A 26,686-nucleotide genomic window follows, 5' to 3' on the forward strand; every position below is an offset into this window, starting at 1 on the left:
ACCAGAATGGACCACGAAAGCACAATATGGATCAGGGCACCAATGCGGTTTCTTTTGAGGCTTCGGCGATCTTCCGGGGGCTTTGGGCCGGCCGCTACACAATAGCATTCATTACAGCGATGTGCCTGTTCGTCGGTGGCTATTACGCGTTCGTTGGGGCAACTCCGCTTTTCCGCGCCAAGGCAATCGTCATGCTTGAGACCCGCGAAGAAACGGTCGTCAATCTGGATGACGTCATGGGCAATCTTTCGGGTGATGCGTCGGTCGTGGCGTCAGAAGTCGAAGTGCTTCGGGCCCGCGGCTTGATGGGCAAGGTGGTGGACCGGCTTGAATTGAGCAATGATCCCGAATTCAATCCGACCCTCAGATTGCCGACCTTTCTATCCCAGATCCGTAAGGAAATTGAAGAACAGCTGGGGATAACCGTGTCGGGGTCTGCACCCTTGAATGAAGAAGATATCCGCAACATCGCGATCGACATCCTGCTTGCGCAGAGCACTGTGCGCAATATCCCCAAGAGCTTGGTGTTCGAGATCTCGGTTCAGACCACCGCGCCCAAAAAGTCCGCCAGGATCGCCGACACGATTGCCGAACTTTATATCCTGAATCAGATCGAAGTGAAATTCGACGCGACCGCTCAAGCGACATCCTGGCTGACCGGGCGGGTCGCGGAATTAGAGGATGAACTGGAAGCCAACGAGGCGCGGGTCACCCAGTTTACAGCCGAGACGGAACTTGTGACGCCAGCAGGATTGGCCGCACTTGAGCGGCAGTTGAAGGACCTGCGCGACAAGGTAGACGTCGCAAGAGCCGTCGCCGAGCAGAAACGTGCCCGACTGAGTGAACTGCAAAACGCAAATGGTCTTGATGCCCAAAGAGAAGTGGCCGCAGACCCCGAGTTGGAAAAGGTGGCGATCCGATTGGCAAGCGTCGATGACAAGGCCTTGGTAAACCTCTTTCAAGCTCGGTTCGCACGCATTGTCGCGAACGCGCAAGATGAAGCCAAAAAGGCTGATATCCAATTGGGCAGTTGGCAGGCGGCAAAAGACAAAGTGGCCAGCCAGATTGAGCGCCAGAGCCAAGATTTGATCGCACTCCAGCAGCTGACCCGCGAGGCCGAAGCCAGCCGGTTGCTGTATGAATACTTTCTGGGTCGACTCAAGGAAACGTCCGCACAGCAGGGGATTCAACAGGCCGATAGCCGTATCTTGTCATCGGCGGTCGCGCCGCGCGCAGCCGCATCGCCCAAACGCGGGATGATATTGGCGATGTCCGCGATGTTCGGCCTGGTATTCGGCGCAGCGGTGGTCCTGCTGAGCGAATGGCGCAACAACACGTTCAGAACCGCACGCGATCTGGAAGAGGCAACAGGGGTGACCGTGTTGGGGCAAGTGCCGATTATTCCCGGGAAGAACCGCCAAAGAACGCTTGCCTATTTGAATGAACGTCCAACGTCCGCCGCCGCCGAAGCCGTGCGAAATCTACGCACGTCGGTCCTGTTGTCGAATATCGACAAGACGCCGAAAGTGATCGTTTCTACATCGTCTGTGCCAGGTGAAGGCAAAACGACCAACTCGCTTGCTCTTGCATTGAACTGCGCAGGTATGGGCAAGCGCGTTCTGTTGATCGAAGGAGATATCCGGCGGCGGGTGTTTTCCGAGTATTTTCCGAACGAGGCGCGTGGCGGGCTCGTATCTGTCTTGGCAGGTGAGGTTCCGTTCGAACAAGCGCTGCATCGCGATCCGGTCTACGGCATAGACCTGTTGTTCGGCGAACGATCGATGATCAACGCGGCCGATTTTTTCAGTTCGGACGCATTCGCGGGCTTTATCGACGCGTTGCGTGATCACTACCACATGATTGTCATCGACACCCCGCCGGTCTTGGTCGTTCCTGACGCGCGTATTCTTGCACAGGTGTCTGACGCGGTGCTGTTTACCGTCAAATGGGACCACACCACCCGCACCCAAGTCGAAGACGCATTGCACATGTTCAAGAGTGCCAATCAGAAAGTATCGGGCCTGATCCTGAGCCAAGTGCACCCGAAAGGTGCCAAACGGTATGGGTACGGGGACTCATACGGCGCCTACGGCGAGGAATATTACGCGGGTTGATCTTGGGTCACGAGGGCTTTCAAGCCGACCCTGTAGTCCGGGTAGAGCAGATCGACCCCCAATTCATCCTTGATGCGTTTGTTACAGACCCGCTTGCTTTCGGCATAGAAACTGCGCGCCATCGGGCTCATGTCGGCGGTATCGAAATCTTCGGCTGGCGGGGTCGGTAGCCCGAGAAGCTCTGCGGCATATTCCAGAACGTCCTGAGGCGGAGCTGGATCGTCATCACAGACGTTGTACACGGCCCCCGGATTGGGGCGCGCGATTGACGCGCGCAGGACCTGCGCGATGTCATCCACATGTATGCGCGAAAACACCTGACCCTTTTTGATAATTCGCCGCGCAGTTCCCGAGCGCACCTTGGAAAACGGCCCCCGGCCCGGCCCGTAGATCCCTGCCAACCGAAAGATATGCAGCGGCAATCCATGGTCCTGTGCCACCGCTTGCCAGGCGGCCTCGACCTCTTTTCGGCGTCTGCCACGAAGGGTCGAAGGGGCAACCTCGTCTTCTTCAGTGACCCAGCCCCCGCGGCGGTCGCCGTAGACGCCAGTCGTCGAAAAGTAGCCGATCCAGTCCAGATGCGTTGCCGCTGCTATGTCATCGGCGTACTGGTGCAAGAACGGGTCGCCCTCGTCGCCCGGTCCGGCGGAAACCAACAGGTGTGTCGCATGTGACAACTCGTGGGCGATGTCGTCACCGGGAAAAAGAACCATCCGGCTTGCATCCGGCGCGCGCTGCATTTTGTCTTTTGATCGCGTCGTGCCGACAACCTCCCAGCCGTCATGAACTAACGTTCTGGAAAAAGCCTGGGCGCAGTACCCGTGTCCGATGGAGAGCAGTCTGAAGGTCATGGTCCTGATATGTAAACAAGTCATCTGATGATCAAGCCGGTTGCTCTTGCTCTTGCTGACTTAATGGGGAAACCTGCGCCTGAGGCTCAAAAAAGGAAAAAAAATGAACGCAAGCCACGCAAATATTCCGATCCGCACGCCCGATCCGCGCCGACATGAGGCCTTTACTGACCCCGCCGCGGCCGTTTCGCGATTGATCGAACTCTATGAAGAAGCCACGCAATTCCTTTGCTCGAAGTTTTCCGAACATGCCGGGTCCACGCAGCCGAGCGCCAGGTTTCGCGCCTTTTATCCCGAAATCCGTGTGTCGATCACGTCCTATGCGCAGGTCGACAGCCGCTTGTCTTTCGGCCACATGGCGACCCCGGGAACCTATGCCACAACAATCTCTCGCCCGGACCTTTTCAAAAGTTACCTGACGCAGCAAATCGCCCTGATCATCAAGAACCACAAGGTCCCCGTCTTGATCGGCCCGTCCTTGACCGCGATGCCGGTCCATTTTGCCGTCGCCAACGACGCCAATGTGTCCGTGCCGCAGGAAGGCGCAATGGCCTATCCTTTGCGCGATGCTTTTGACGTGCCCGACCTATCGACGACCCATGACGACATCGTTAACGGCTACGGGTTCACCTACGAAGACGGTGCGGGGCCATTGGCGCCCTTTACCGCGCAGAGGGTCGATTATTCGCTGGCCCGCTTGGCGCACTATACCGCGACCGAGCCCGAGCATTTCCAGAACCATGTTCTGTTTACGAACTACCAATTCTATGTCGAGGAATTCGAAGTTTATGCGCGCGCCCAGCTGAGGGACCCCGACAGTGGATACACCGCTTTTGTTGGGCCGGGAAATCAGGTGATCACGTCGGGCGATGCCCCGATGACCACGCCCGCGAAACTGCCCCAGATGCCAACCTATCACCTGTGCCGTGAAAATGGGGCGGGCGTCACCTTGGTGAATATCGGGGTGGGACCATCCAACGCGAAAACGGCGACCGATCACATAGCGGTCCTGCGTCCGCACGCGTGGCTGATGGTTGGGCATTGCGCTGGGTTGCGCAATTCACAGAGGCTGGGCGATTTCGTGCTGGCGCACGGATACCTTCGCGAAGATCATGTGCTTGACGATGACTTGCCTGTTTGGGTGCCGATCCCGGCGCTGGCCGAAATTCAGGTCGCCCTGGAAGATGCCGTCGAAGAGGTGACCGAGCTGGAGGGCTTCGAGCTCAAGCGGATCATGCGCACTGGCACGGTCGCCACCATCGACAATCGCAATTGGGAACTTCGGGACCAGTCGGGACCTGTCCAGCGCCTGTCTCAATCGCGGGCGATTGCGCTGGATATGGAAAGCGCGACAATCGCTGCAAACGGGTTTCGCTTCCGGGTGCCCTACGGTACGCTTTTGTGCGTTTCTGACAAACCGCTGCATGGCGAACTAAAGCTGCCGGGCATGGCATCCGACTTCTACAAAACGCAAGTCGCACGCCATTTGCTCATCGGAATTTGCGCGATGGAAAAAATCCGCGAGATGCCTTTGGAACGCATTCACAGCCGGAAATTGCGCTCATTCGAAGAGACCGCATTCCTCTGACCTCGCGGAAACCCAACAAAATAAGCGAAAAAGTGACCCTAGGCCTACACTAATTGTTGTGTGCCACCGCAACATTCGCGTACAACAACGCCATAATCCCCTATTACAAGGGGGAGGTACGAGGAGATAGAAATGTCCAAACCATTGACTAAAACCCAGCTCGTCGCCGCTCTGGCCGAAGAAATGGACACCGATAAGAAATCGGCAAATGCGGCGCTTGAAGCCATTACGACAATCATCACCAAGGAAGTTTCGAACGGCGGCGCCGTCACTCTTCCTGGCGTTGGCAAGATCATGTGCCGGGCTCGCCCCGAACGGATGGTTCGCAATCCCGCCACCGGAGAACAAATCCAGAAGCCTGCTGACAAGGTTGTGAAAATGACCATTGCGAAGGCTCTGAAAGACAGCGTGAACGGCTGAGCCGTTGCAATCCACGATCAAAAGGCCGTCCCGTCAGGGGCGGCCTTTTTTGACTTAGGCCTGCCGCCGTCGTAGCCCCAGTCGTAGCCGCAAGCGAAGCGCGGCCCCGGGAAAAGAGGAACAATGGATTTTCGAGCGCTCCTTGCCGGACTGGCCTTTGCCGCAATGTGGAGCTCGGCTTTCACATCAGCTCGGATCATTGTGACCAACGCACCGCCTCTTGCGGTGTCGTCGGTCAGGTTTTTCATCGCCGGGATCATTGGCGTTCTGCTGGCGCGGGCGTTGGGCCAAACCTGGCACCTGACGCGCAATCAATGGCGCACGGTCTTGATTTTCGGCTTTTGCCAGAACGCGATCTATCTGGGATTCAACTTTTTCGCGATGCAGACCATCGAAGCATCCTTGGCCGCCGTCATCGCATCCAGCATGCCCCTGATTGTCGCATTTCTTGGCTGGAGCATTTTTCGCCGTCCCTTGGATCTGCAGTCGATCTTGGGACTGCTCCTTGGGTTTGCCGGTGTTGCGCTGATCATGTCCGGCCGCATTGGCGGCGGTACAGATCCCATCGGACTGGCGCTGTGTCTGGCCGGGGCGGCTGCCCTTGCAATTGCGACATTGGCCGTTCAGGGCAGTTCAGCGCAGGGCAACATGCTCATGGTCGTGGGATTGCAAATGTTTGTCGGTGCTATTGCTTTGGGTATCGCGTCGCCGGTTTTTGACACCTACGAATTTAATATCACCCCGGCCGTCGTAATCGCGTTTTCATATACCGTGCTCGTTCCGGGGCTGTTGGCAACGCTTGTTTGGTTCTGGTTGGTAAACCGGATCGGTTCCGTCAAGGCAGCGGTGTTTCATTTCCTGACCCCGTTTCTGGGCGTCGCAATCGCAGCGCTGATTCTGGGGGAGCAAGTGACCCATCGCGACATCGTCGGGGTTGTGATCATCACCGTTGGCATTATCGCTGTGCAAACCGCGCGGGTGCGCACGACATAGGGCCCGATTTTAGCGCCTGTTAACCTTCTTCTGCAATCTTTGGGACAACAACGATTGACGCAGAAGGGACAATCGAAATGCAGGCGGCGCGCGTTTTCATAACCGGCGGTGCTGGGTTCATAGGCTCTCATTTGGTGCAGGCCTTGACCGGGACATGCGATGTATTCGTGTTCGACAACCTGTCCCCTCGGGCGCATCGAAAAAACACCGAAAACCTCGCAAGAGTTCGAAAAAGCGGTGCGCGGGTCTTTCTCGGCGATATCCGGGATGTTGCCGCATTGACCGACGCAGTTGCTTTGGCCCGTCCCGATGTCGTCGTGCATCTGGCGGCTGAAACGGGCACCGGCGAAAGCTATGATCAACCGTCTCTCTATTGCCAGGTCAATGTAGATGGCACGGCCCATCTGATTGACGCCCTACGGTCTGCAGGGCCCCCGAAGCGTTTGCTGTTGGCCAGCACGCGCGCTGTTTATGGCGAAGGCGCGTATGTCGATGACTTTGGGTGCCCGGCGATGGCGCTGCCGCGTCTGCGGCGCGATCTCGAGGCGGGCGATTTTCAGGTTTATGACAAACAGCGCCGACCACTCACGGCAGTACCAGCCTCAAGCACGCAGGCGCCATCGCCCGTGTCGGTGTACGCGTCTAGCAAGCTCATGCAGGAACACCTGCTGACACAAGCGTTTTGGGGGTCTGAAACCCAGGTTTGTTCCTTCCGCCTGCAAAATATTTTCGGGCCCAGCCAGTCGCTTATTAACCCTTACACCGGCGTTCTATCCTGCTTTGCCCAACGCATTGCCGCAAAAGCGTCGCTGGACATCTACGAGGACGGCGGGATCACCCGCGATTTTCTCTATGTCACTGATGCGGCAGCCGCGCTGGCTTGCGCGGTTCATGCGCGCGATTTGCCAACTGTTCTGGATATCGGATCGGGCGACCGCAGCACGATCCTTGCCGTGGCGCAAACGATGCTGGCCAAATCCGGCCAGCCAATGGAAAATGCCCGGATTTCGGGCCGCTTCAGGCCCGGCGACATTCGTCATGCATGGGCAGACATTTCTGAAGCACAACGTGTTCTTGACTGGCGCCCACAGGTGAAATTGCGCGATGGTCTGTCCCGCCTTCTTGGCTGGTCTGCGGAAATGATTGCGGCATGACCCGGCGGCTTGTCGTACATGTCGGTCCTCACAAAACCGGGTCAACCTACCTGCAGTCGAACTTTCACCGGACCCGGCGTCAATTGCGTCATTCGGGGTGGCTCTATCCGCGTATTGGCCCAGATGCACGCGCGCATCATGAACTGGCGCATAGCGCTGATCCAACGCGCCAGATTGCCCATTTGAACCGAATTTGGTCGCAGGCGCCCAATATGTCGTTATTGCTTTCGTCCGAGGGATTCAGCGCGTGGTCTCCAGAGCGTTTTCATGCGCTGCGCGTCGGGGTGAATGCCCACCAGATCGAATTGATTCACGTGTTGCGCGACCCGGTGGAACGTCTGGCGTCCTACTGGGCAGAAGAGGTCAAACACGGAAAAACGGAAAGCCTGCCAGAGCGACTTGCGCGCGAATTGACCAACCCTTACGCGTCGAACCTTTTGAATCCGGCGCTCGGCCTGCGCCCGTTTCTACGTGATCCAAAGGTGCGATTGCACCTCGTGCCGTATGAATATCTGTCGTCCTGTGGCCGGGATCTGTTTGAACATATCGCAACGCGCGTTTTGAATTTGGAAGATGTCAAAGCCAAACCAGGACCGGCCAATGAACGGCTACCCTTGGAAATCACCGAATTTCTTCGCTTTTTGAATATGCACAGCGCCACGCCGTCGGCGGCCTTACGGTTAGCCTTCATGGCGCGGACATCGCCGCGCGAACGGGCCGACATTGTTCGTTTGGTATCTGCCGAAGCCCGCGGGGCGCACAAACGGTTGACCGTACCGGCAGACGCCGCTTTCTTGCGCCACATTGAAACCCGCGTGCGCCAAGAGCTGCGAAATAGTTTCACGTGCGATCCTGGGTCCGCATCCGTATTTCGCAATACTACGCATAGTTTTCTTTATTATGCGGATGCAGGTCTTTGGTTATCTGGCGCGGTGCGTGAAAAAGCGAACGACATTCTGGGCAGGATCGCCGCATGACGCTGGCAATCTACGCGATTGCAGAGGCATCTGACTGGGGACCGCACGTCCCAATCGCGCTTCAGGAACTCAAACGTCATGCAGATCGCTTGGTCATGGCCGGAGAGATCGACAAGCTGGCGCCGCAGATCGCGGCGCTGCCTGATGGTCTTCAGCCCGATACCATCATCAATGCGCCGGGGCTGGCCGCTGCCTACCGATCAGGACTGCCTGCACGCTTAACCGGGCAGGCGGTCATTTTGACCGGAGCGCATGCGTTGGGTGCTATGGATATAGAGCGTCTTGTGCAGGACTGTCCCCCGGACGGTGTCCTGTCTGCATATCCGATCTTGGATGTCCAAGGCCCGGCTCAGGCCACAAACGGGCCCCAAACGCCTTTGCCCAGCTTGGACTTTGCTGTTCTGGGGGCCGATTTTGCCCCCCGGCCATCGGCAGCTTTTCTGGATGGCCCTGCAGACTGCCAGCGCCCCAGAGCGGCCGAACACTCTTTGCGAAGATACCTGCAAGCAACCCGTGCCCCGCTGCGATTTGCCCTGGATGCCCCTGGTCTCGCTCCGTTGCCTGGGCTGTTTGAACCGGCGCGCGTTCTAAAGGCCGGATCACCGTGTGTTTCTTCGCGGATCTTTAATGTGGATCCCGGTCTCGCTGACGCCTTGGCAATCAATGTCCATGCGGCGCTGGAGGTTCTGAAAAACCGCGCGCCCGCGCTTCATTGTGCGGGCAGGGAACTGCTGCGCACAGAAAACCAACCGCGCGCAGCATCCGTATTGGCGGGGGATTATGCGGTCCTGCCAACCGAAGATCACCGACCGTCGCGCAGCGCGCGTGTCGCGGTATTCCTGCACGTCTGGTACGCTGACTCTGCCGGGGATTTACTGGATGTCGTCGCAAGAATCCCCGGCCCGGTCGATCTGTTCGTGTCCACAGGATCAATGGCATCCAAAGTACAGATTGAAGACACGCTCCGATCACGAAACCTGACAGCGGATGTGCGTTTGGTTGAGCAAAACCGGGGGCGAGACATGTCGTCTCTTTTCATCACATTCGCGGATGTTGCGCTGAGTGAGCGCTACGATATTGCCCTGCGGCTCCATTCGAAACGCACGCCGCAAATGCCGGTGCAGGTCGCGCAGGCCTTCAAAGAACACCTGTTCGCCAATCTTGTCGCCAGCCCGGGGTACGCCGCACGTGTCATCGAACGGTTCATGGATAATCCCAACCTTGGCTTGGTGATGCCCCCTGCTGTGCACACCGGTTTCGGGACCTTGGGGCATGGATGGTTCGCAAACCGTCAGCCATTTTCAAAATGGGCGGCACGGTTGGATATTTCGCTACCAAAGGACGATCTGACACCGCTTGCCCCGTTTGGAACGATGTTCTGGTTTCGACCAAAAGCACTGCAGAAGTTGTTTGCGCATCCGTGGCGGTGGACCGATTACAATGCCGAGCCATTTCACGTCGACGGCGGTTTGGCACATGTACAGGAAAGGCTGATCGCCTATGCCGTTCTGGACGCCGGATACGACGTGCTGCAGGTCATGTCGCCCGAGCATGCAGCCATGAACTATGCGCGGCTTGAATGGAAATACCAGGCTCTGGCAGGCCGGCTGTCGTCGCCTTCTTTCGTTGAACAAGAGCGCGAAATCCGCGCGCTATCAAACAAACCGCGCGTCGTTTTGCGCAAATGGATGGTCAGAACCTTTGGCACGCTGATGCGGTCAAGCCCGCGCGCAGGCACCATGCTGCGTCCTGTCGCGCGGCGCATTTTCAATCTTTTTGCGGCCCGTTAGGCGATCTCAATTCTCTTTTCCGCGGGCAAAAGTGCATTGAGCTCTGTGACATGGCGGGGAAGAGCGACCGTGTGGAAATCGTAATGTTGAACGACGTGGCGCCTTGCAGCCGGTCCGATATGGGCGAATTCCTCTGGCCTGGAAAGCACCTTGATCACCTGTTCGGCCAAAGCCTCGTGATCGTGAAAATCGACCAAAAGTCCGGTCTTGTTGTGCTCGATCACTTCGCGGATCGGTGCAGTGTCAGATGCGATCATCAGCGCTTCCATTGCCATGCTTTCCAGCACGGACCATGACAGGACAAACGGATAGGACAGGTGGATCGCACATCGACCCAACTGCGTTACGCGCAAATAGTCAGCATATGGCAGCCGGCCAAGAAAATGCACCCGATCCCAGTCTATCCGGTCACCTAGTTCAGCTTCCATTTCCCCGCGATATCCCCCGACTGCCGTGCTTTCACGGCCATAGCTGACGCCGTTCCCACCCACGATCAAGGCGCGCGCGTTTGGCCGGTTTTCCAGAATTTGCGGCAGGGCGCGCGCGAATTTGTGAAACCCCCGGGTGGGTTCCATGTTGCGCGATACAAAGGTGAAAACCTCGTCTTTCCGGGTCAAGGGTCTATCCAGCCGGCCCAGCGTCAGCGACACATCCGGGTTGGGGCCAAGGCGGTCGGTCCGTATGCCATCGTGCGCGACATAAATCTTGTCTTGCAGGTTTTTGGGAAACGTCTGGTGTTGCCAGTGGGTCGGGGTTTGCCCGCGTGTGCATGTGGCGATGTTCGAATAGTTTATCCCGTTGCGTGCGTGCATGATGAATTCGCTGCCCTCGTTGGGGGGGAATTCGGGATCAAAGCCGACCACGCCGCCATCGGACAGGTAATAATATTCAAAGTACCCGACGATCGGCACATCCGCCCAGACCTGGCGCAGGAATGTCATCTCGCCCCAGCCCACGTGGCCCAAGACGATATCGGGGGTGAAACCGGCGGCGGCAAGTTTCCGGCATTCCAGCGCGACTTGATGGCCTGCGCCGTGACAGTCCTCAAGGTAGCGGGTCAAGGGATACGCAGATTTCCCGGCGCTATGGCGCGGCTTGTAAATGACGTTCCGAATGCCTTCGATCTTTGGCGCAGGATCCCTTTGCGTCAAAAACACGACCTCGTGCCCCTGGGCAGCAAGCCACGGTGCAAGTTCACGATATTGGCCCGGCATGTTCTGGTGAATGAACAGAAATTTCGTCATGGTGTCCCTGTGATTGGCGGCAGTTAAGCGTGAAAAAGCACCGCCGAAAAGCGTCCTTTTCGGGTTTGGGCTGCGCGGAATGTCGTAAAATTTGCCACCGGCACGAAATCTCAATGCGTTCGCGACGAAAAATTGCCATGAATTGCGGGCAAGGTGGTCGCGGTGACAGCGATAGGAAATAGTGAAAACCAAAAACGCATATGTTGTGGCGCTGTCCATCGGGGCCGGTGCTTTTGTGCAAGCCTGCGCGGCTGGTGCGGCTGCATGCACCGGGGTGTCAGATGGACCCGTGCAAGCACAGCTCTGCGCCGAGATAGAACGGCGGGCACCTTCGGGCGCGAACGATTTGCGGCTTGAAATAATCTCAATCTCGCCATCCATGATCTGCGCGCAGCTCACCCGCGGGGGGCACAAGGGCGACGTTCTGACGTTCCGTAGCGTCGATTCGGATTTATCCCCGGCCATGATGCGCCAGTTTGCGACAGAACTCTTGAACAACTCGAAAGCGGGAAAGTAACAGAATGTGTACCTTGTGCGCGCAATTATTGCCTTTCGAAAAATCCTGTGCCTTTCCCGTGACCCAGCCGATGTTCGCGACGGTGACCGAAACCGGCGATGCGTCCGATTCCATCCCCAGCGGCGCGTCGATGTCGGTTGGGGATGTCTTTGAAGGCGGCCTGTCAGCCGGCGACCAGGACTACATTTCGGTCAGTCTGGTACACGATCAGTATTACGACATTACCCTGACCGGAGTGACGCTGGATGACCCTTACCTGGAAATATACGATAGCGGCGGGGCGCTGATTTCCAGCAACGACGACTTTGATGGATTGGATAGTTTCCTTCGATTCCGGCCAGACCAAACTGATGCCTATTACATCCGGGCGACGTCTTTTGATGGCAGCGGCGTGGGCGACTATCAGCTGGCTGTATCGGTGTCGTCCTATGCGCCGGATGCGGTCTTTACCCTTGACGAAATTGCGACCCAGCTGACGGAAACATATTGGGGCGGCAAACCAACCTATTTCGCGGTCTCAGGTGACCGGGTTCTCACCTATGATGTCTCGCTGCTTTCCGCTGTCGAACAAGACTTGGCGATCGCCGCGTTCGAAGCCTGGGCTGGCGTGACCGATTTGAATTTTGAGGCAGCGACCAGCTTTGCCGCAGCCGATATTCGTTTCACGAATGATCAACCCGGCGCCTACACCACCACAACAACCCTTAGGCGTCCCGATTACGACGAAATCCAATCCGCCCTTGTGAACATATCAACCGACTGGATTTCCACTAACGGGTCGTCCTTGGACAGCTATTCGTTCCAGACATACATCCATGAGATCGGCCATGCGTTGGGCTTGGGCCATGCTGGCAATTATAACGGGGACGCCACCTACGGGGTCGACAACGATTATGCAAATGACAGTTGGCAGGCGACTGTCATGTCGTATTTCAGCCAGTCGGACAATTTCGAGATCCTGGCGGACTTTGCCTATGTCATCACGCCAATGCTTGCCGATATTGTCGCGATCCAGAACCTCTACGGGCCTCTGACCGACGCGAATCCGGGCGACACCACCTATGGCTATAATGCGACTGTGTCCGGATATCTCGGTGATCTGTTTGGCCAAATTACCGGCGAAGATGCGCGCCGGTCGTCGGTTTATCTGGGCGCCAACGTGACCTTTACGATTACCGATACGGGCGGAATAGATACGCTGGATTTCAGCGGTGTGTCTTCCTCATTCGGTCAGAACATCGACATGAGAGAGGAAGGTGTTTCCGATGTCTTCGGTGTTACGGGGGCAATGTCGATTGCGCGCGGTAGCGTCATTGAAAACGCCCGCCTTGGCGCTGGTCATGACGAGGTTGTTGGAAATGACGCTGACAATATCATCTACGCCGGCCTCGGCGATGATACCGTTTCGGCAGGCCTTGGCGATGACAAGATCGGCGCAGGTGGGGGCGCGGACAGTATTGATGGCGGCGATGGGGCCGACACGCTGAACGGGCATGCGGGCGATGACACGATCATTGGCGGGACAGGCAGCGATTTCGTGCGTGGCGGCTCGGGGGACGATGACATCAATAGTGGTGCTGGCAACGATACGATTTTTGCGCATTCCGGAAACGACTCTATCGATGCGAGCGCGGGCGACGACATCGTTCGCGGCCATGGCGACAACGATACGATAACGGGCGGAACCGGAGACGATTCCATCAACGGTGGCTGCGGGAACGACTATCTCGATGGCGGGGGCGACAACGACACCATCTTCGGCGCCCCGGGCGAGGACACGATCGTCGGAGGCAGCGGCGACGACACCTTGTTCGGTGGATCGCACGCAGACTGGGTTTCGGGCGGCATCGGCAATGACATGCTGCGGGGCGATCATGGCGAAGATACGTTGATCGGCGGGGACGGCGACGACAGTTTGTCGGGCGGTGATCATGCTGACAGTCTGGTCGGCGATGAAGGTGCGGACAGCCTGGTGGGTGGCGACGGGAACGATACGCTGGTCGGTGGGGCCGGGGCCGACACGCTGAACGGCGGCGAAGGAAATGACAGATTGACCGGTGGCGGCGCGGCAGATGCATTCGTGTTCGCCGTGAACGACGGTAAAGACCTGATCACAGATTTCACGCAAGGCGCTGACCAGCTTTGGCTGGAAGATGATTTGTGGGGTGGCGGGCTGAGCGCGGTGCAAGTCATTGAATCCCATGTGACGCAAGCCGGTGGCGATACCGTTTTTGCGTTCGGCACGGACATCTTGACGTTGGTTGGAATGGCTGACTTGGGGACCTTGTCAGACGACATTTTTTTCGTCTGATTGACTGCTCAACCAAAGCGCTTGCTGGTAATTTTGCCTATTTGCCCATTTGTCGGCACATTCTGATCGGCCTTTTTTAAAGCCTTTCCGGCAATCTTTTCTCAACGCACGGGGGTGCGAGTGGGAAAGGGACAAGGGTGACTGCGTTCTCATATATTGCAACACTGTCTGAAGGCGGTGAACCCTTTCACACAGGGATCACCGACCTGCAAGCAGACTGGATTGACGGGCAGGCTTTTCTGTTCGCAATATCGGGGCCCGATGGCGGGCTGACTGCATGGCAGATCGACACGCTTGCCGTAACTTTCGTTGATCAAGTCAGCTATGGAGCGGGCGTTTATACTGCGTCTCCGAATGCAATGTTTGTCGGCGAATTGTCCGGCTCGACCCATATTGCCCCTCTGGGGCCAAGCGCGTCGGGTCTGTTGGGTCACGGTGTCCAATCCGGCGGCGATATCCAAGGGGCGTCGGTGTTGACCGCAGGCCCTGGCCTGGCCGATTCGTCCACAGCGATGACAACTTGGCAAAGCGGCGCGAATACCTACGTCTTTACGGCGCATGTGGGGGATGATGCGATCCTCACCTGGCGCGACCAGGGCGATGGGACATTCGCCCAAGTCGGCCAATCGACCATTACGACGACGTATCACGGCGCCGCGGTGCCCCAGATCGCGCAGGTCGATGTCGCAGGAATGCCCCTGCTTCTTACACTCAATGCCATCGACAACACCCTGACCAGCTTTGCCGTTGACCCCGATGGGGCCTTGACGGCGCTGTCGTATATCAGCGCGGGCGAAGGTTTGGGGATCGACAGCCCAACCGGGTTTGTCACGGCCCAAATCGATGGCAACACCTATGCAGTGATCGCCGGTTCGGGCAGCTCGTCCCTGTCGGTCGTCCAGGTGGATTCCGACGGGATGATCCGGCCGGTCGACCACATTCTGGATGATCAGATCACACGCTTCGGGGCTGTTCAGGACATCGACATCACCACCATAAACGGGCGCACGTTCATCGCGGCGGGGGGCGGCGATGACGGCATATCGCTTTTCGAACTACTGCCGGGTGGCACCTTGCTTGGCATGGCAAGCATCGAAGACAGCCTGACAACTCCATTGAATAACGTGCAGGCCATCGAACTGGTTGCGCTGGGTGGTGGGCTGCAAGTGTTCGCGAGCGCTGGAACCGAAGCAGGGATTGGCCACTACGGCATCGATCTTGGTACCCTGATTGCCCCGCAAATCGGGAATTCAACCAGCGAAACTCTGATTGGAACCGGATTTGACGATTTGATCCTGGGCGGTGCCGGCAACGATACGATTGACGGTCAGGCAGGCGATGATGTCATCGTCGACGGAAGCGGCGATGACCACCTGACAGGCGGCTCTGGGGCCGACGTCTTCGTCATAACCGCCGGAGAAGCCATAGACTGCATTCTTGATTTCGAAGCAGGAATAGATGCCTTGGACCTGTCCGATTTTGACATGTTCTATGGTCTGGACCAGTTGGATATCACGCCCACATCAACCGGCGCGCAGCTTCGCTACCGCGACAACCTGATCGTGGTCACCTCTGCCAACGGAACGTCTCTGAACGCGGCCCATTTCACAGCAACCAGTGTCGTCAGCGTCACGCGCCCCCCTTTGATGGCTGTCGAGGCTGGCCGATCGGTTTCCGGTACGTCGGGCGGCGACACCCAAATCGGTGCGACCGGGCATGACACGCTGATAGGTAGCCTTGGGTCAGACACGCTGAACGGTGCGGAAGGAACCGACCTGGTAGATTACGGCGCCAGCCCCGGACCCGTGCTGGCATCTTTGTCATTGGGCTTTGGTTGGGCCGGCTTTGCTCAGGGCGACGTCTATCTGGGGATCGAAAACCTGTCTGGATCGGCGTGGGACGACATGTTGGCCGGTAACGCTGAACCCAACACCCTTTTGGGCGGGGGCGGGCATGATCGTCTTTTTGGTTTGGACGGGAATGACACGCTATCTGGGGGCGGCGGCGATGACTTGCTGGCTTCAGGCAACGGCGAAGATGAAGCGGACAGTGGCGACGGCCGCGACACGGTCCACGGGGCGGCTGGCAATGATACGCTGTCCAGCGGCGCCGACGCCGATCAGGTCTACGGCGGGCAAGGTGCGGACTACATATCCGGTGGTGATGGAAATGATCGCTTGACCGGTGGAAACGACGCAGACCGCGTTTATGGCGGCGCCGGATCGGATACTGTCATTGGCCAGGCTGGTGACGATGTTTTGTTCGGCGATGACGGCAACGACACGCTTTCCGGGGGGTACGGTGACGACACGCTTTTCGGCGGGCAGGGCGCCGATCGTATTGTGGGCCACTTCGGCAACGATCAGATCGAAGGTGGCGCTGGCGACGATACCTTGTTCGGCGGGTCCGGAGAAGACGTTTTCATTTTCCGCGCCGGGGACGGCAGAGACCGAATCCAGGATTTCGATGTGTCTCTAGACACCATGATGGTGTCCGGAGAGATCTGGGGTGGCGGACTGTCGGCCATGCAAGTGGTCGAAAGCTATGGGAATGACCAGAACGAGACCTTTTCATTGGTCATGGGCGGCGGCCACCAAATCACGTTCAACGGAATTTCCAACGCGGACGATATCGTGGATGCATTGGTAATATTTTGAATTTGGTAACCATGCTGCGGGTACCCTGATGGTCTCATCCCCCCTTGGGAAAACTGTGACATGCCACGCCCCACGCTCTATATCCATGTCGGCCTGCCCAAAACCGGCACGACCAGCTTTCAGGTTTTTTGCATGCGCAATCGGGCTTGGTTGGCCGAGCAAGGGATTTGCTATCCACCGACAATGTGCGCGCCGCATCCCACTGCCTCGCAGCATCGATACGTAAATTCAGCGATGCGCGCGTCTTTGCAAAGCGGCAGCGCCACCAATGTCTTGACCCGGCTGACCCAGGATATTCTGGAATCGGGTCTTCCACGGGCGCTGATTTCAGAAGAACAGTTCAGCTACGATAGCTTCCTTTCAGCGCCGTTCTTGGGTGCGCTGAGGTCCAGTTTCGATTGCCGGATCTTGCTGGTTTTGCGCCGTCAGGACAGGTGGGCTGAATCCATGTATGCCCAAGCGGTTCGCGGTGGATACAAGCACAGTTTCCAGACCTTCTTGGGGGCGGGCGCGACGCGCGAACGTCTTGATCACCACGGCCTCGTCGCGCTCTGGGAGGAAGCGTTCGGCCCGGGAAACGTGAACACCCTGACATATCCCGAGGATGGTTCATCCAGTCTGGACCTATTGCTTGGCTTTCTGGAACTGGCCCCTTGCGTGCAAGCTACGGATGACCGCTTCAACGTCTCTCTCGGCGCAGAAGCAATAGCATTCATCCGTGCGCTTGACCTGCCAAAGGACGCCTATGGGTTCTTTAATCAGTCTTTTTCCAAGATGTTGCGGGACCTGACCGATCCCACTCCGTTTTCCGGGTTTGATCCTGCAGCACGTGCCGAATTTTTCGCACGGTGGACAGGCGCAAGTGCGACGTTCAACGATGAACCGCCCCTCACCACGCTCGACATGTCAAAACCGCGCCAGCGCGAACTTTTACAGCGCCTTGTCGGTGCGTGTGATACGCGGATGTCCATTCCTGAATTGACCCGGCGACTGGCGCAGGCATCCCAAGCGGACCGGGCTGCGTGATGCGGTATCTGATCTATTTTGCCTACCATCCGTTAGGCATCATCGAACCCCATGTGCACCAAACTTTGGATCATCTGCGCGCCCACTTTGATCACATCCACCTGGTGCATAATGGTCCTATCGCTGGCAAGCGGCCGTCTGCGGCTGACACGGTGCAAGAACGCGAAAACGCGGGGTTCGATGTAGGGGCCTACAAGGCTGCGTTGGCGACTATCCCGCCGGCAGTGTTCAACAGCATTTCTGAACTGACCCTGGCCAACTACACGTTTTTTGTTCGTCAATCTCTCGACCCCGTATTCGAGTGGGCCAATCAACAGGACGTGGATTTTTGGGGGATTTCGGCCCATGGGCAACTGACGCCCAACCCATTTACCGGGGACGGGGTCCTACCGTATCACCTCAATTCGCATTGGATATCGGTTCGGTCGAAAATGCTCGTGAGCGGCGATTTTTCCGCTTGGTGGCAGCGTTTGCCGGAAATCACCAGCTATGAAGACTCGGTTCAATTTCACGAAAGCCGCTTCACGGACCATTTCGCAAAGCGCGGCTATCGCCACGCGGCCTATGTTCAGCCCACGGATTGTGCGTACCAAGTGTTCGACCGGGCGCATGACCCCACGGTGCCGATTCTGAAGCGCCGCCTGTTTTATCACCAGCCCACTCTTTACGGCGACATCAACGGGACGAACCCCCGCCAAGCGCTGGAAAACAGCGCAACGGATCCATCCGTGGCCTTTGGGTCGGTCATGCGAGAAGCGCCGCCCGAGATCATCTATCGGAATGCGGATCTGTTGTTTGTCGTGCCTGACGCGAATTTCGGTGATGTGGATTGCCCGCCCATCAAGACCGTTGTGGCAGCCGGGGCCGAGCTGCCCGACCTGCCAATCACGGTGGAGGTTTGCGATCCAACCGACCTCGGGCCCGATGAGCCGGCCCTGTACATCGGACCCGGACCTATTCAGCAAAAGGAACACGGGCTTGATCACTTGGCACGGGACGCAACGGTGTGTCTCCATGCGCAGCAGGTCATTGCGCGCCCGGGAATTGGTCTGGCGCTGCCGGTGTTGCAAAGTCACGGCCCGGATGGTGAAATCGGCTTTGCGCCTTTTTCCACCAGCGGCATCGCGTGGGCCCGTGGGCATGTTCTTCAGCGCGCCGCCAAAGCAGATGTCGCCGATCTGCCAGAGATCGCGGCTACCTTGGGATTGGCAACGGCCTGTGTTTCAAACACGGCGTCGTTGCCTCGAAACTATGTCAAGCTAGAGGCCCGACATGGTGCGTTGACTGCCGCTATCGGCAAGAAAAACCCATACGAAGCGCAAGCATTCCTGCACCACTTGATTGAGCTGGCATCCTCGGAAGGCGTCGAAAAAGCCCGCGCTGAACTTGCAAAGCAAGCCCACGATTTCGGGTTCAAAGCAGGGTTTGACCAGGGGTTCGATGCCGGGTTCAAAGACGGTTGGGCCAAGGCACGGCGCCCCATTTGGCGGCGCCGTGCCTAGCCGATATTGCCGCGTGGGCCGTCGCCCACTTGCCCGCGGTGCAATAGCAGGTGATCCAGCACCACGCAGGCCATCATCGCTTCGCCCACGGGCACGGCCCGAATGCCAACGCAGGGATCGTGGCGCCCCTTGGTGATGATTTCTGTCGCGGTTCCTGACTTTGTGATGGTCTGGCGCGGCTTGAGGATCGACGACGTTGGCTTGACCGCAAAGCGCACGACAAGGTCCTGCCCGGTAGAAATGCCGCCCAGGATGCCGCCCGCGTGGTTCGACGAAAAGACGGGCTGCCCATCGTTCCCCAGAAAGATCTCGTCTGCATTCTGTTCGCCGGTAAGTTCAGCAGCGGCCATGCCTTCGCCTATTTCCACACCTTTCACCGCATTGATCGACATCATCGCAGCGGCCAGATCCGTATCCAGTTTGCCATAGATCGGTGCGCCCAGTCCGGCTGGAACGCCCGCTGCAATGACTTCGCAAACAGCGCCAACGGAATTGCCGGATTTGCGCAAGCCGTCCAGATACTCTGCCCAGTCCTGTGCCGCGTTGGCATCGGGCACCCAAAACGGGTTGTTTTCGATCTCGGACAAATCGATCGCGTCGCGATTGATCTTGTGTGGGCCCATTTGAACCATGTAGCCGACGATTTTCACCTGGGGGGCCAGCACACCCAACGCGGCGCGCGCGATGCCCCCGGCCGCGACACGTGCGGCTGTTTCGCGCGCTGACGACCGGCCACCTCCGCGCGGATCGCGAATACCGTATTTTTGCCAGTAGGTAATATCGGCATGTCCGGGACGAAACTTTTCCGCGATGTCTCCGTAGTCCTTGGATCGCTGGTCGGTGTTGCGGATCATCAATTGTATCGGGGTGCCGGTCGTCTGCCCTTCGTAGACACCGGACAGGATTTCGACCTGATCCGGTTCACGCCGTTGGGTCGTATACTTGGATGTACCGGGCTTGCGGCGATCCAGCCAATGCTGGAGCATGGGCTCATCGATTTCGACGCCGGGGGGGCAGCCGTCCACCGTCGCGCCAAGCGCCGGGCCGTGACTTTCGCCCCAGGTCGTGACCCGAAACAAATGCCCAAAGGTATTGATCGACATGGGTGCCCCCCTGAAAATTCCGATCTGATCTAGCGCATGCCAGCCACAAGAGCAATCCGACCGATTGCGCATCAAGCCACGCCGCACGCTGAATGCCCTGCGGGTACCGGTGCTGCGTCGCGGGGGTATCGCCTTGCAGCTTGGCTCGGGCCGCACTAGGTTTACGCCCACCTCGGGGTGCTGTCCTGTGCAGCTGAGATGCCTATCCGGCGAACCCGTTGAACCTGAACCGGCTAACACCGGCGGAGGGAAGGTGATTGGCCGTGCGCCGCCCTTGCTCCGCCCGCAATTTGGAAGGAGCGTTCCAATGAGAACCATCACTTTCGCTGCGGGTATTGCACTGATCGCCACCATGGCGCAGTCCGATACCCTGACCGTCTATGCGCCCGATTATTTCGGCTCGCAATGGGGGCCAGGCCCCGCGATCGAAGCGGCGTTCGAGACCAAGTGTGGCTGTGATCTGGAATATCTGACTGGCGATGTGATGCCACGTTTGGCGCTAGAAGGGCAAAACACAAAGGCCGATGTCGTGATCGGTCTGTCCCAGGATGAAACCGCGCGCGCGCGGGGCACCGGATTGTTCGCCCCGCACGGTGTGGACACCGCCCCGCTGACGTTGCCGGTCGATTGGACGGATACCGATTTCCTGCCGTTCGACTGGTCTTATGTGGCCTTTGTCTACGACAACACGAAAATGGATGGCCCGACTTCATTCGAAGCGCTTCTGAACCTGCCGGACGAAACACGCATTGTGATTCAGGACCCGCGCGCGTCGGTGTCCGGCCAGGCCCTGCTCATGTGGGTCAAGGCCCTGTACGCGGACGACGCGGCTGGCGCGTGGGAACGGTTGGCCCCCAAGATTCTGACCGTAACGAAAGGCTGGTCCGAGGCGTACGGTCTGTTCACTGACGGGGAAGCAGACATGGTTTTGTCCTTCACCACGTCGCCCGCTTATCACGTCATTGCCGAAGGAGACGAAACCAAGTCGGCCGCAATATTCGACGAGGGGCACTACCTGTATGTCGAACTGGCTGGGAAAATCGCCGGAACAGACAATCCGGACCTTGCCGATCAATTCATGGATTTCATCATGACGCCAGAATTCCAGACGATCATTCCGCAGGGCAACTGGTCATATCCGGCGGCGCTGGATCGCGCGCAATGGCCGCAAGGGTTCCAGGATTTGCCGATGCCGGACAAAGCGATCTTCTTCGACGAGACCAAGGTGTCCGAAGTCCGCAGCCAAGCGTTGGATGAATGGCGCGCCGCCCTGTCGCGATAACCGTTGCCAGCGCGGTTTCCGCCGCGCTGGTCCTGGGGTTGACCTTGGGCACCATCGGCGCCGTGGCCGCGCGCGCCGATGGATTTGCATTTAATCCTGCGGATTGGGGCGCCTTGTGGTTCACGGTTTGGCAGGCTTTGGTCTCAGCTTTGCTGTCTGTCGGCTTTGCTGTTCCGCTGGCCCGGGCGTTGGCGCGCAGGACATTTCCGGGCAGGCCCGGCCTGATCGCTGTCATGGGCGCACCATTCATTCTGCCCGTGATCGTGGCGGTTCTTGGGTTGCTTGCGGTGTTCGGGCGGGGCGGTTGGGCGAACGCCGCCCTGGGTGCGATGGGTCTGCCGCAAATATCGATCTACGGCATCGACGGTGTCTTACTGGCGCATGTGTTCTTCAACCTGCCCTTGGCGACGCGATTGATCCTGCAAGGCTGGGCCACGGTCCCGTCCGAGCATCTGCGGCTTTCGCAGACACTCAATTTCAGCGGCTATGATCGGTTTCGCATCATCGAATTTCCGATCCTGCGCGAGGTTCTGCCTGGCGCCTTCACGGCCATTTTCGTGATCTGTACGACCAGTTTCGCGGTCGCCTTGGCGCTAGGGGGCGGTCCCCGCGCGACCACGGTTGAACTGGCGATTTACGAAGCGTTCCGGTTCGATTTCGATTTGGGGCGCGCGTCGATGTTGGCGGTCGTCCAACTGGGCATCTGCGCCATCGCAGGCATCATCGCAGCTTGGGTTGGCGTGCCAAGGGTCTCTGCTGCGACCTTGGACCGCAAACAGGTTATTCCTGCCGAAGGGGGTTTGTCACGGGTGGCCGACGCCGCGATCATCATTTGTGGCGCGCTTTTCCTTTTGACCCCGTTGTTGGCGATCGCAATGCGCGGCCTGCCACAGGTCTTCGACCTGCCCGTGTCAGTCTGGACCGCCGCGTTTCGGTCGCTCATCATGGCGCTTGGTGCGGCCGTGCTCGGCTTGATGATATCTTTGCCGCTGGCATTCGCGGCCTCGCGGGCAGGGGGTTGGGGGCGCACGGCCGAGACAGTCGGATTCCTGACGATTGCAGCCTCGCCTCTGGTGATGGGGATCGGTCTCTTTATCCTTTTGCTTCCGCATGCTGACCCGGTTTCGCTTGCGCTGCCACTTACCGTCATCGTGAATGCGGCAATGGCTTTGCCGTTCACGATGCGCGCGTTGACCCCGCCAATTGCGGAAAATACCGCGCGGTTCATGCCCCTGGCCCAAAGTTTGGACATGCCGCCCACAGCCCGGTTGCGGTTGATCTGGTGGCCCAGGCTGCGACGGCCCATGGGCTTTTCCGCAGGGTTGGCGGCGGCATTGTCGATGGGGGATCTCGGCGTCATCGCCCTGTTCGCAGCGCCCGATCAGGCCACATTGCCGTTGCAGATGTACAGGTTGATGTCGGCATATCGCATCGAGGACGCAATGGGCGCGGCGCTCGTGTTGCTTTCGATCAGTCTGGCGCTCTTTTGGATCCTTGACCGCGGGGGGCGGATCGGTGCTGACACTTAAAGACGTGACAATCAGTTTGGATGATTTCCGCCTGAGCGCAGACCTGGTCGTTCCGCGTCGCAGCAGGACGGTGGTCCTTGGCCCATCGGGCGCGGGCAAGTCGACCCTGCTTGGGGCGATTGCAGGGTTCATTGCCCCCGAAGGCCTGATCGCGTGGAACGGCACGGATTTGACCGGGGTGCCCCCGGGAAAGCGCCCGATTGCGATGCTGTTTCAGGACAACAATCTTTTTCCCCACCTGACGGCAGAGCAGAATGTCGGCCTTGGACTGAACCCGCGGCTGTCTTTGACCGACGCACAGCGCGCGCAAGTGCGCGATGCCCTCATCGCGACCGGTCTGCCCCAGCACGCTAAGCGCAAACCGGCGCAGCTATCCGGCGGACAGCAAAGCCGCGTCGCACTTGCGCGAATTCTTGTTCAGAATCGGCCGCTCGTTTTATTGGACGAACCTTTCGCCGCCCTCGGCCCTGCATTGCGGCGTGACATGTTGGATCGGGTCGGCAGGTTGGATGCGACTGTCTTGATGGTGTCGCACAACATGGACGATGCCCGTCAGTTTGCGACGCATGTCATCTGGCTGGATAACGGGCGGGCGCATCCGCCGCGGCCCACGAAAGCCTTTTTCGACGACCCGCCGCAGGGTCTTGGCGATTACGTGTAGGGCAAAAAAAACGCGCCCCAAGGGGCGCGCTTTCATGACATATCCAACGACGATCAAGCGTCGATCTGTTTGCCTTTGTGCGGCGCCCACAGACGTTTGTTCGTCAGGTACAACAGCGTGGTCAGGACCAACAGGAACGTCACCGCAACAAACCCGGCATGCTTGCGCGCCATCATTTTCGGCTCGGCGGCCCACATCAAGAAGGCGGCCACGTCTTCAGCTTCATGGTGAAGATCAGTCGAATGGCCGTCGGCAAATTCTACGTCGTCACCATACAGGGGCGGTGCCATCGCGATCCAGCCGCCGGGGAATGCGGTGTTCTCGTAGAACGTGGTCCCGGCCTGTTCCTTTTCCTCACCGGTGTAACCGGTCAGGATCGAAACGATATACTCGGGCCCACCAATGCCTTTGAAGAACTGGTTGATGCCCAAACCGTAAGGCCCGTGGAACCCGGCACGCGACTTGGCCATCAGGCTCAGGTCCGGGGCGGTTTCCAACGACGAACCGGGGAACTTGTCGTTTGCCGTGGCCGGGCGGTAATCATCCAGTTCGGGATCAAAAACTTCAAATTGAGCGGCATAGGCACGAACCTGGTTCTCGGGCAGGCCAACGCCGCCCTCGTCGTGCAGGGTCCGCATCGGAACCTGCTTCAGCCCGTGACAGGCCGAACAGATTTCCGTGTAGACCTGCAGGCCGCGTTGCAACTGGAACTGGTCGTAGGTGCCGAACGGGCCTTCGAACGAAAAGTCCACGTCGTGGGTGTGACCTTCGCCACCGGCCGCCATGGCACCGGTCGCCAGACCAAGCGCCGCGACAACAGACAGGGTAAGTTTCTTCATCATAATCCCTTTCCCCCTTACTCGGCCGGTGTCGCGTCTTTCGACGCAGCCGGGTAGTGGGCATTGAAGTCGGCTTCGATCGTTTCGGGCTGTGGCAGCGGCTTCTCGATCACGCCCAACACCGGTAGAACGACCAGGAAGTAGGCGAACCAATAGGTCGCGCCGATCAGCGCAATGGTCGAATACGGCGGCTCGGCGGGCATTGCCCCACACCACATCAGCACGACAAAGTCGATGATGAACAGGGCGAACCACCACTTGAACATCGGACGATAGCGGCCTGACCGCACCGACGATGTGTCCAGCCATGGGACAATTGCCATCACGATGATCGCGCCGAACATGGCCAGAACGCCGAAGAACTTCGCATCGATGATCCCGCCCGAAATAAATTCGGCCAGCATCACGACCCATACGTCGCTCGTGAAGGCGCGCAGGATGGCGTAGAACGGCAGGAAGTACCATTCGGGCACGATGTGCGCAGGTGTCGCCAGCGGGTTAGCTTCGATGTAGTTGTCGGGGTGGCCCAGATAGTTGGGCATAAAGCCGACGATGGCAAAGAACACCAACAGAACGACGGACAGCGCGAACAGATCCTTGATCACAAAGTAGGGCCAGAACGGCAGGGTGTCTTTCTTGGCCTCTTCTTTCGAACCGCGGCGAACTTCAACGCCAGTGGGGTTGTTGTTGCCCGTGGTGTGGAAGGCCCAGATGTGAACGATCACCAGCGCCGCGATGACAAACGGCAGCAGGTAGTGAAGCGAGAAAAAGCGGTTCAGCGTGGCGTTGTCCACAGCCGGTCCGCCGAGCAGCCAGGTCTGCAGGCCTTCCCCGATGAACGGGATAGCGCCGAACAGGCCGGTGATCACGGTGGCGCCCCAGAAGGACATCTGGCCCCAAGGCAAAACGTAGCCCATGAAGGCGGTGGCCATCATCGCCAGGTAGATCAGAATGCCAATGATCCACGTAATCTCGCGCGGGGCCTTGTAGGACCCGTAGTAAAGACCGCGGAACATGTGCAGGTACACGGCCAAGAAGAACAACGATGCGCCGTTGGCGTGCAGGTAGCGCAACATGTGGCCACCGTTCACGTCGCGCATGATGTGCTCGACACTGGCAAATGCCAGATCGACATGTGGCGTGTAATGCATCACCAGCACGATGCCGGTCGCGATTTGCAGAACTAGACAGAAGGCCAGGACAATGCCCCAGATCCACATCCAGTTCAGGTTTTTCGGCGTCGGAATCATCAGGGTGTTGTAAAGCAGCCCGATCACCGGAAGGCGGGATTCAACCCACTTTTCGGCGCCCGATTTCGGTTCGTAATGGTCGTGCGGAATACCAGCCATTTCCCAGATCCTCCCTTAACCCAGAATCAGCTCATCGCCGTCAAATGCGGCGACGGGCACGTCGAGGTTGCGCGGTGCCGGGCCCCGGCGAATGCGGCCCGCAGTATCGTAATGCGATCCGTGACACGGGCAGAACCAACCGCCAAAGTCGCCTGCGCCGTCCCCCAGCGGGACACAGCCAAGGTGCGTGCACACGCCCATCATCACCAGCCATTCGCCGTTTTCGTCCAGCGTACGGTTTTCGTCGGTGGCCGGGGCGGCTCCGTCGATATTGGCGTTCTGAGCGATCGGATCGGGCAGGTCATTAAGGTCGACCGCGCGACCGTCTTCGATCTCTTCTTGCGTCCTGCGGCGAATGAACACGGGCTTGCCCAGCCACTTGATCGTCAACTGGGTGCCGCTTTCTACGCCCGACACATCAACGCGGATCGAGGACAGGGCCTGCACATCGGCCGAGGGGTTCATCTGGTTGACCAGCGGCCAAACCGCGGCGCCGGTTGCGACAAGACCTGCACCGCCGGTGGCGTAGTACAGGAAATCTCGACGGGTGCCTTCGTGTTCTTCTGCGTGGGACACGAGCGTTTCTCCATTGTCTCAAGCCGGCGGGTTCCGGCCAAATACTTACGGGGTAGCGGTTTCCCGCAGCCCTTCGCACGCGCTTTTAGCGGGGGCAATGCCCCACGTCCAGCATACAATGGGCCGCAGGGGCGCGTGGTGGTGTCGCAGTAGCGGTCATATGCGCGGCAAGGGGGTTGAGCGATGGCTTTGGCAGGTCCATA

The 26,686-nt window shown here is 58.6% G+C and carries 20 protein-coding genes and 1 riboswitch; of the genes, 14 read left to right on the forward strand and 6 right to left on the reverse strand.

Annotated features, from left to right (window positions below):
• Positions 1-26 precede the first annotated feature (26 nt).
• A complete protein-coding gene (locus ACP2AV_RS01700) occupies positions 27-2,114 on the forward strand; it encodes a polysaccharide biosynthesis tyrosine autokinase (RefSeq protein WP_426370921.1) in 2,088 nt (695 codons plus the stop codon).
• Here the strand turns inward: ACP2AV_RS01700 and ACP2AV_RS01705 are convergent.
• Positions 2,102-2,965, reverse strand: coding sequence for an SDR family oxidoreductase (locus ACP2AV_RS01705; RefSeq protein ID WP_426370922.1), 864 nt, complete (start codon positions 2,963-2,965; stop codon positions 2,102-2,104). The genes ACP2AV_RS01700 and ACP2AV_RS01705 overlap by 13 nt on opposite strands.
• 103 nt (positions 2,966-3,068) lie before the next feature.
• Here ACP2AV_RS01705 and ACP2AV_RS01710 point away from each other — a divergent pair, with 103 nt between their 5' ends.
• From ACP2AV_RS01710 to ACP2AV_RS01735, 6 genes are all read left to right on the forward strand, one after another.
• Positions 3,069-4,553: an AMP nucleosidase gene (locus ACP2AV_RS01710; RefSeq protein ID WP_426370923.1), complete on the forward strand. Its 1,485-nt coding sequence runs from the start codon at positions 3,069-3,071 to the stop codon at positions 4,551-4,553.
• Between the two features lie 132 nt (positions 4,554-4,685).
• The gene (locus ACP2AV_RS01715) at positions 4,686-4,973 is read left to right on the forward strand and encodes an HU family DNA-binding protein (RefSeq protein WP_426370924.1); all 288 of its coding nucleotides are present in this window, start codon (positions 4,686-4,688) and stop codon (positions 4,971-4,973) included.
• 123 nt (positions 4,974-5,096) lie between these two features.
• Positions 5,097-5,966 (forward strand): DMT family transporter, encoded by an 870-nt coding sequence (locus ACP2AV_RS01720; protein ID WP_426370925.1) that lies wholly within the window; start codon positions 5,097-5,099, stop codon positions 5,964-5,966.
• 77 nt (positions 5,967-6,043) lie between these two features.
• Positions 6,044-7,120: an NAD-dependent epimerase/dehydratase family protein gene (locus ACP2AV_RS01725; protein ID WP_426370926.1), complete on the forward strand. Its 1,077-nt coding sequence runs from the start codon at positions 6,044-6,046 to the stop codon at positions 7,118-7,120.
• 212 nt (positions 7,121-7,332) lie between these two features.
• Positions 7,333-8,097 carry a hypothetical protein gene (locus tag ACP2AV_RS01730; RefSeq protein WP_426370927.1) on the forward strand — a complete coding sequence of 255 codons (765 nt, stop codon included), beginning with the start codon at positions 7,333-7,335 and terminating at the stop codon, positions 8,095-8,097.
• Positions 8,094-9,887, forward strand: a complete 1,794-nt coding sequence (locus ACP2AV_RS01735; protein WP_426370928.1) for a rhamnan synthesis F family protein — start codon at positions 8,094-8,096, stop codon at positions 9,885-9,887. Before ACP2AV_RS01730 ends, ACP2AV_RS01735 begins: the two co-directional genes overlap by 4 nt.
• Here ACP2AV_RS01735 and ACP2AV_RS01740 read toward each other — a convergent pair.
• Positions 9,884-11,131 carry a glycosyltransferase gene (locus tag ACP2AV_RS01740; protein WP_426370929.1) on the reverse strand — a complete coding sequence of 416 codons (1,248 nt, stop codon included), beginning with the start codon at positions 11,129-11,131 and terminating at the stop codon, positions 9,884-9,886. The two genes, ACP2AV_RS01735 and ACP2AV_RS01740, sit on opposite strands and share 4 nt — an antisense overlap.
• Positions 11,132-11,706: 575 nt before the next feature.
• Here ACP2AV_RS01740 and ACP2AV_RS01745 point away from each other — a divergent pair.
• From ACP2AV_RS01745 to ACP2AV_RS01760, 4 genes are all read left to right on the forward strand, one after another.
• Entirely contained in the window at positions 11,707-13,959 is a 2,253-nt protein-coding gene (locus ACP2AV_RS01745) for a M10 family metallopeptidase (protein WP_426370930.1), read from the forward strand.
• A gap of 137 nt (positions 13,960-14,096) precedes the next feature.
• Positions 14,097-16,616, forward strand: coding sequence for a calcium-binding protein (locus ACP2AV_RS01750; protein WP_426370931.1), 2,520 nt, complete (start codon positions 14,097-14,099; stop codon positions 16,614-16,616).
• 60 nt (positions 16,617-16,676) lie between these two features.
• Positions 16,677-17,642: a hypothetical protein gene (locus ACP2AV_RS01755; protein WP_426370932.1), complete on the forward strand. Its 966-nt coding sequence runs from the start codon at positions 16,677-16,679 to the stop codon at positions 17,640-17,642.
• Positions 17,642-19,144 carry a rhamnan synthesis F family protein gene (locus ACP2AV_RS01760; RefSeq protein ID WP_426370933.1) on the forward strand — a complete coding sequence of 501 codons (1,503 nt, stop codon included), beginning with the start codon at positions 17,642-17,644 and terminating at the stop codon, positions 19,142-19,144. The genes ACP2AV_RS01755 and ACP2AV_RS01760 overlap by 1 nt, the downstream gene beginning before the upstream one ends.
• Here ACP2AV_RS01760 and aroC read toward each other — a convergent pair.
• A complete protein-coding gene (aroC, locus tag ACP2AV_RS01765) occupies positions 19,141-20,247 on the reverse strand; it encodes a chorismate synthase (protein ID WP_426370934.1) in 1,107 nt (368 codons plus the stop codon). The two genes, ACP2AV_RS01760 and aroC, sit on opposite strands and share 4 nt — an antisense overlap.
• Before the next feature lie 163 nt (positions 20,248-20,410).
• A riboswitch (TPP riboswitch) is annotated at positions 20,411-20,515 on the forward strand.
• A gap of 39 nt (positions 20,516-20,554) precedes the next feature.
• On the opposite strand from aroC, the gene ACP2AV_RS01770 reads away from it, so the two are divergent.
• Genes ACP2AV_RS01770 through ACP2AV_RS01780 form a run of 3 tightly spaced genes read left to right on the forward strand, consistent with a single transcriptional unit; the run spans position 20,555 to position 23,719 of the window.
• A complete protein-coding gene (locus ACP2AV_RS01770; RefSeq protein WP_426370935.1) occupies positions 20,555-21,529 on the forward strand; it encodes a thiamine ABC transporter substrate-binding protein in 975 nt (324 codons plus the stop codon).
• The gene (locus ACP2AV_RS01775) at positions 21,505-23,058 is read left to right on the forward strand and encodes a thiamine/thiamine pyrophosphate ABC transporter permease ThiP (protein WP_426370936.1); all 1,554 of its coding nucleotides are present in this window, start codon (positions 21,505-21,507) and stop codon (positions 23,056-23,058) included. Before ACP2AV_RS01770 ends, ACP2AV_RS01775 begins: the two co-directional genes overlap by 25 nt.
• Positions 23,045-23,719 carry an ATP-binding cassette domain-containing protein gene (locus ACP2AV_RS01780; protein ID WP_426370937.1) on the forward strand — a complete coding sequence of 225 codons (675 nt, stop codon included), beginning with the start codon at positions 23,045-23,047 and terminating at the stop codon, positions 23,717-23,719. The genes ACP2AV_RS01775 and ACP2AV_RS01780 overlap by 14 nt, the downstream gene beginning before the upstream one ends.
• Positions 23,720-23,772: 53 nt before the next feature.
• Here the strand turns inward: ACP2AV_RS01780 and ACP2AV_RS01785 are convergent, their stop codons facing one another.
• Genes ACP2AV_RS01785 through petA form a run of 3 tightly spaced genes read right to left on the reverse strand, consistent with a single transcriptional unit; the run spans position 23,773 to position 26,483 of the window.
• Positions 23,773-24,561, reverse strand: coding sequence for a cytochrome c1 (locus tag ACP2AV_RS01785; RefSeq protein WP_426370938.1), 789 nt, complete (start codon positions 24,559-24,561; stop codon positions 23,773-23,775).
• A 14-nt stretch (positions 24,562-24,575) separates the two neighbouring features.
• Positions 24,576-25,907, reverse strand: coding sequence for a cytochrome b (petB, locus tag ACP2AV_RS01790; RefSeq protein ID WP_426370939.1), 1,332 nt, complete (start codon positions 25,905-25,907; stop codon positions 24,576-24,578).
• Positions 25,908-25,922: 15 nt separating this feature from the next.
• Positions 25,923-26,483 (reverse strand): ubiquinol-cytochrome c reductase iron-sulfur subunit, encoded by a 561-nt coding sequence (gene petA / locus ACP2AV_RS01795; RefSeq protein WP_426370940.1) that lies wholly within the window; start codon positions 26,481-26,483, stop codon positions 25,923-25,925.
• Positions 26,484-26,686: the final 203 nt, after the last annotated feature.

The sequence above is a fragment of the Aliiroseovarius sp. PTFE2010 genome (assembly GCF_049943335.1).
Classification (GTDB): domain Bacteria; phylum Pseudomonadota; class Alphaproteobacteria; order Rhodobacterales; family Rhodobacteraceae; genus JBNFVY01.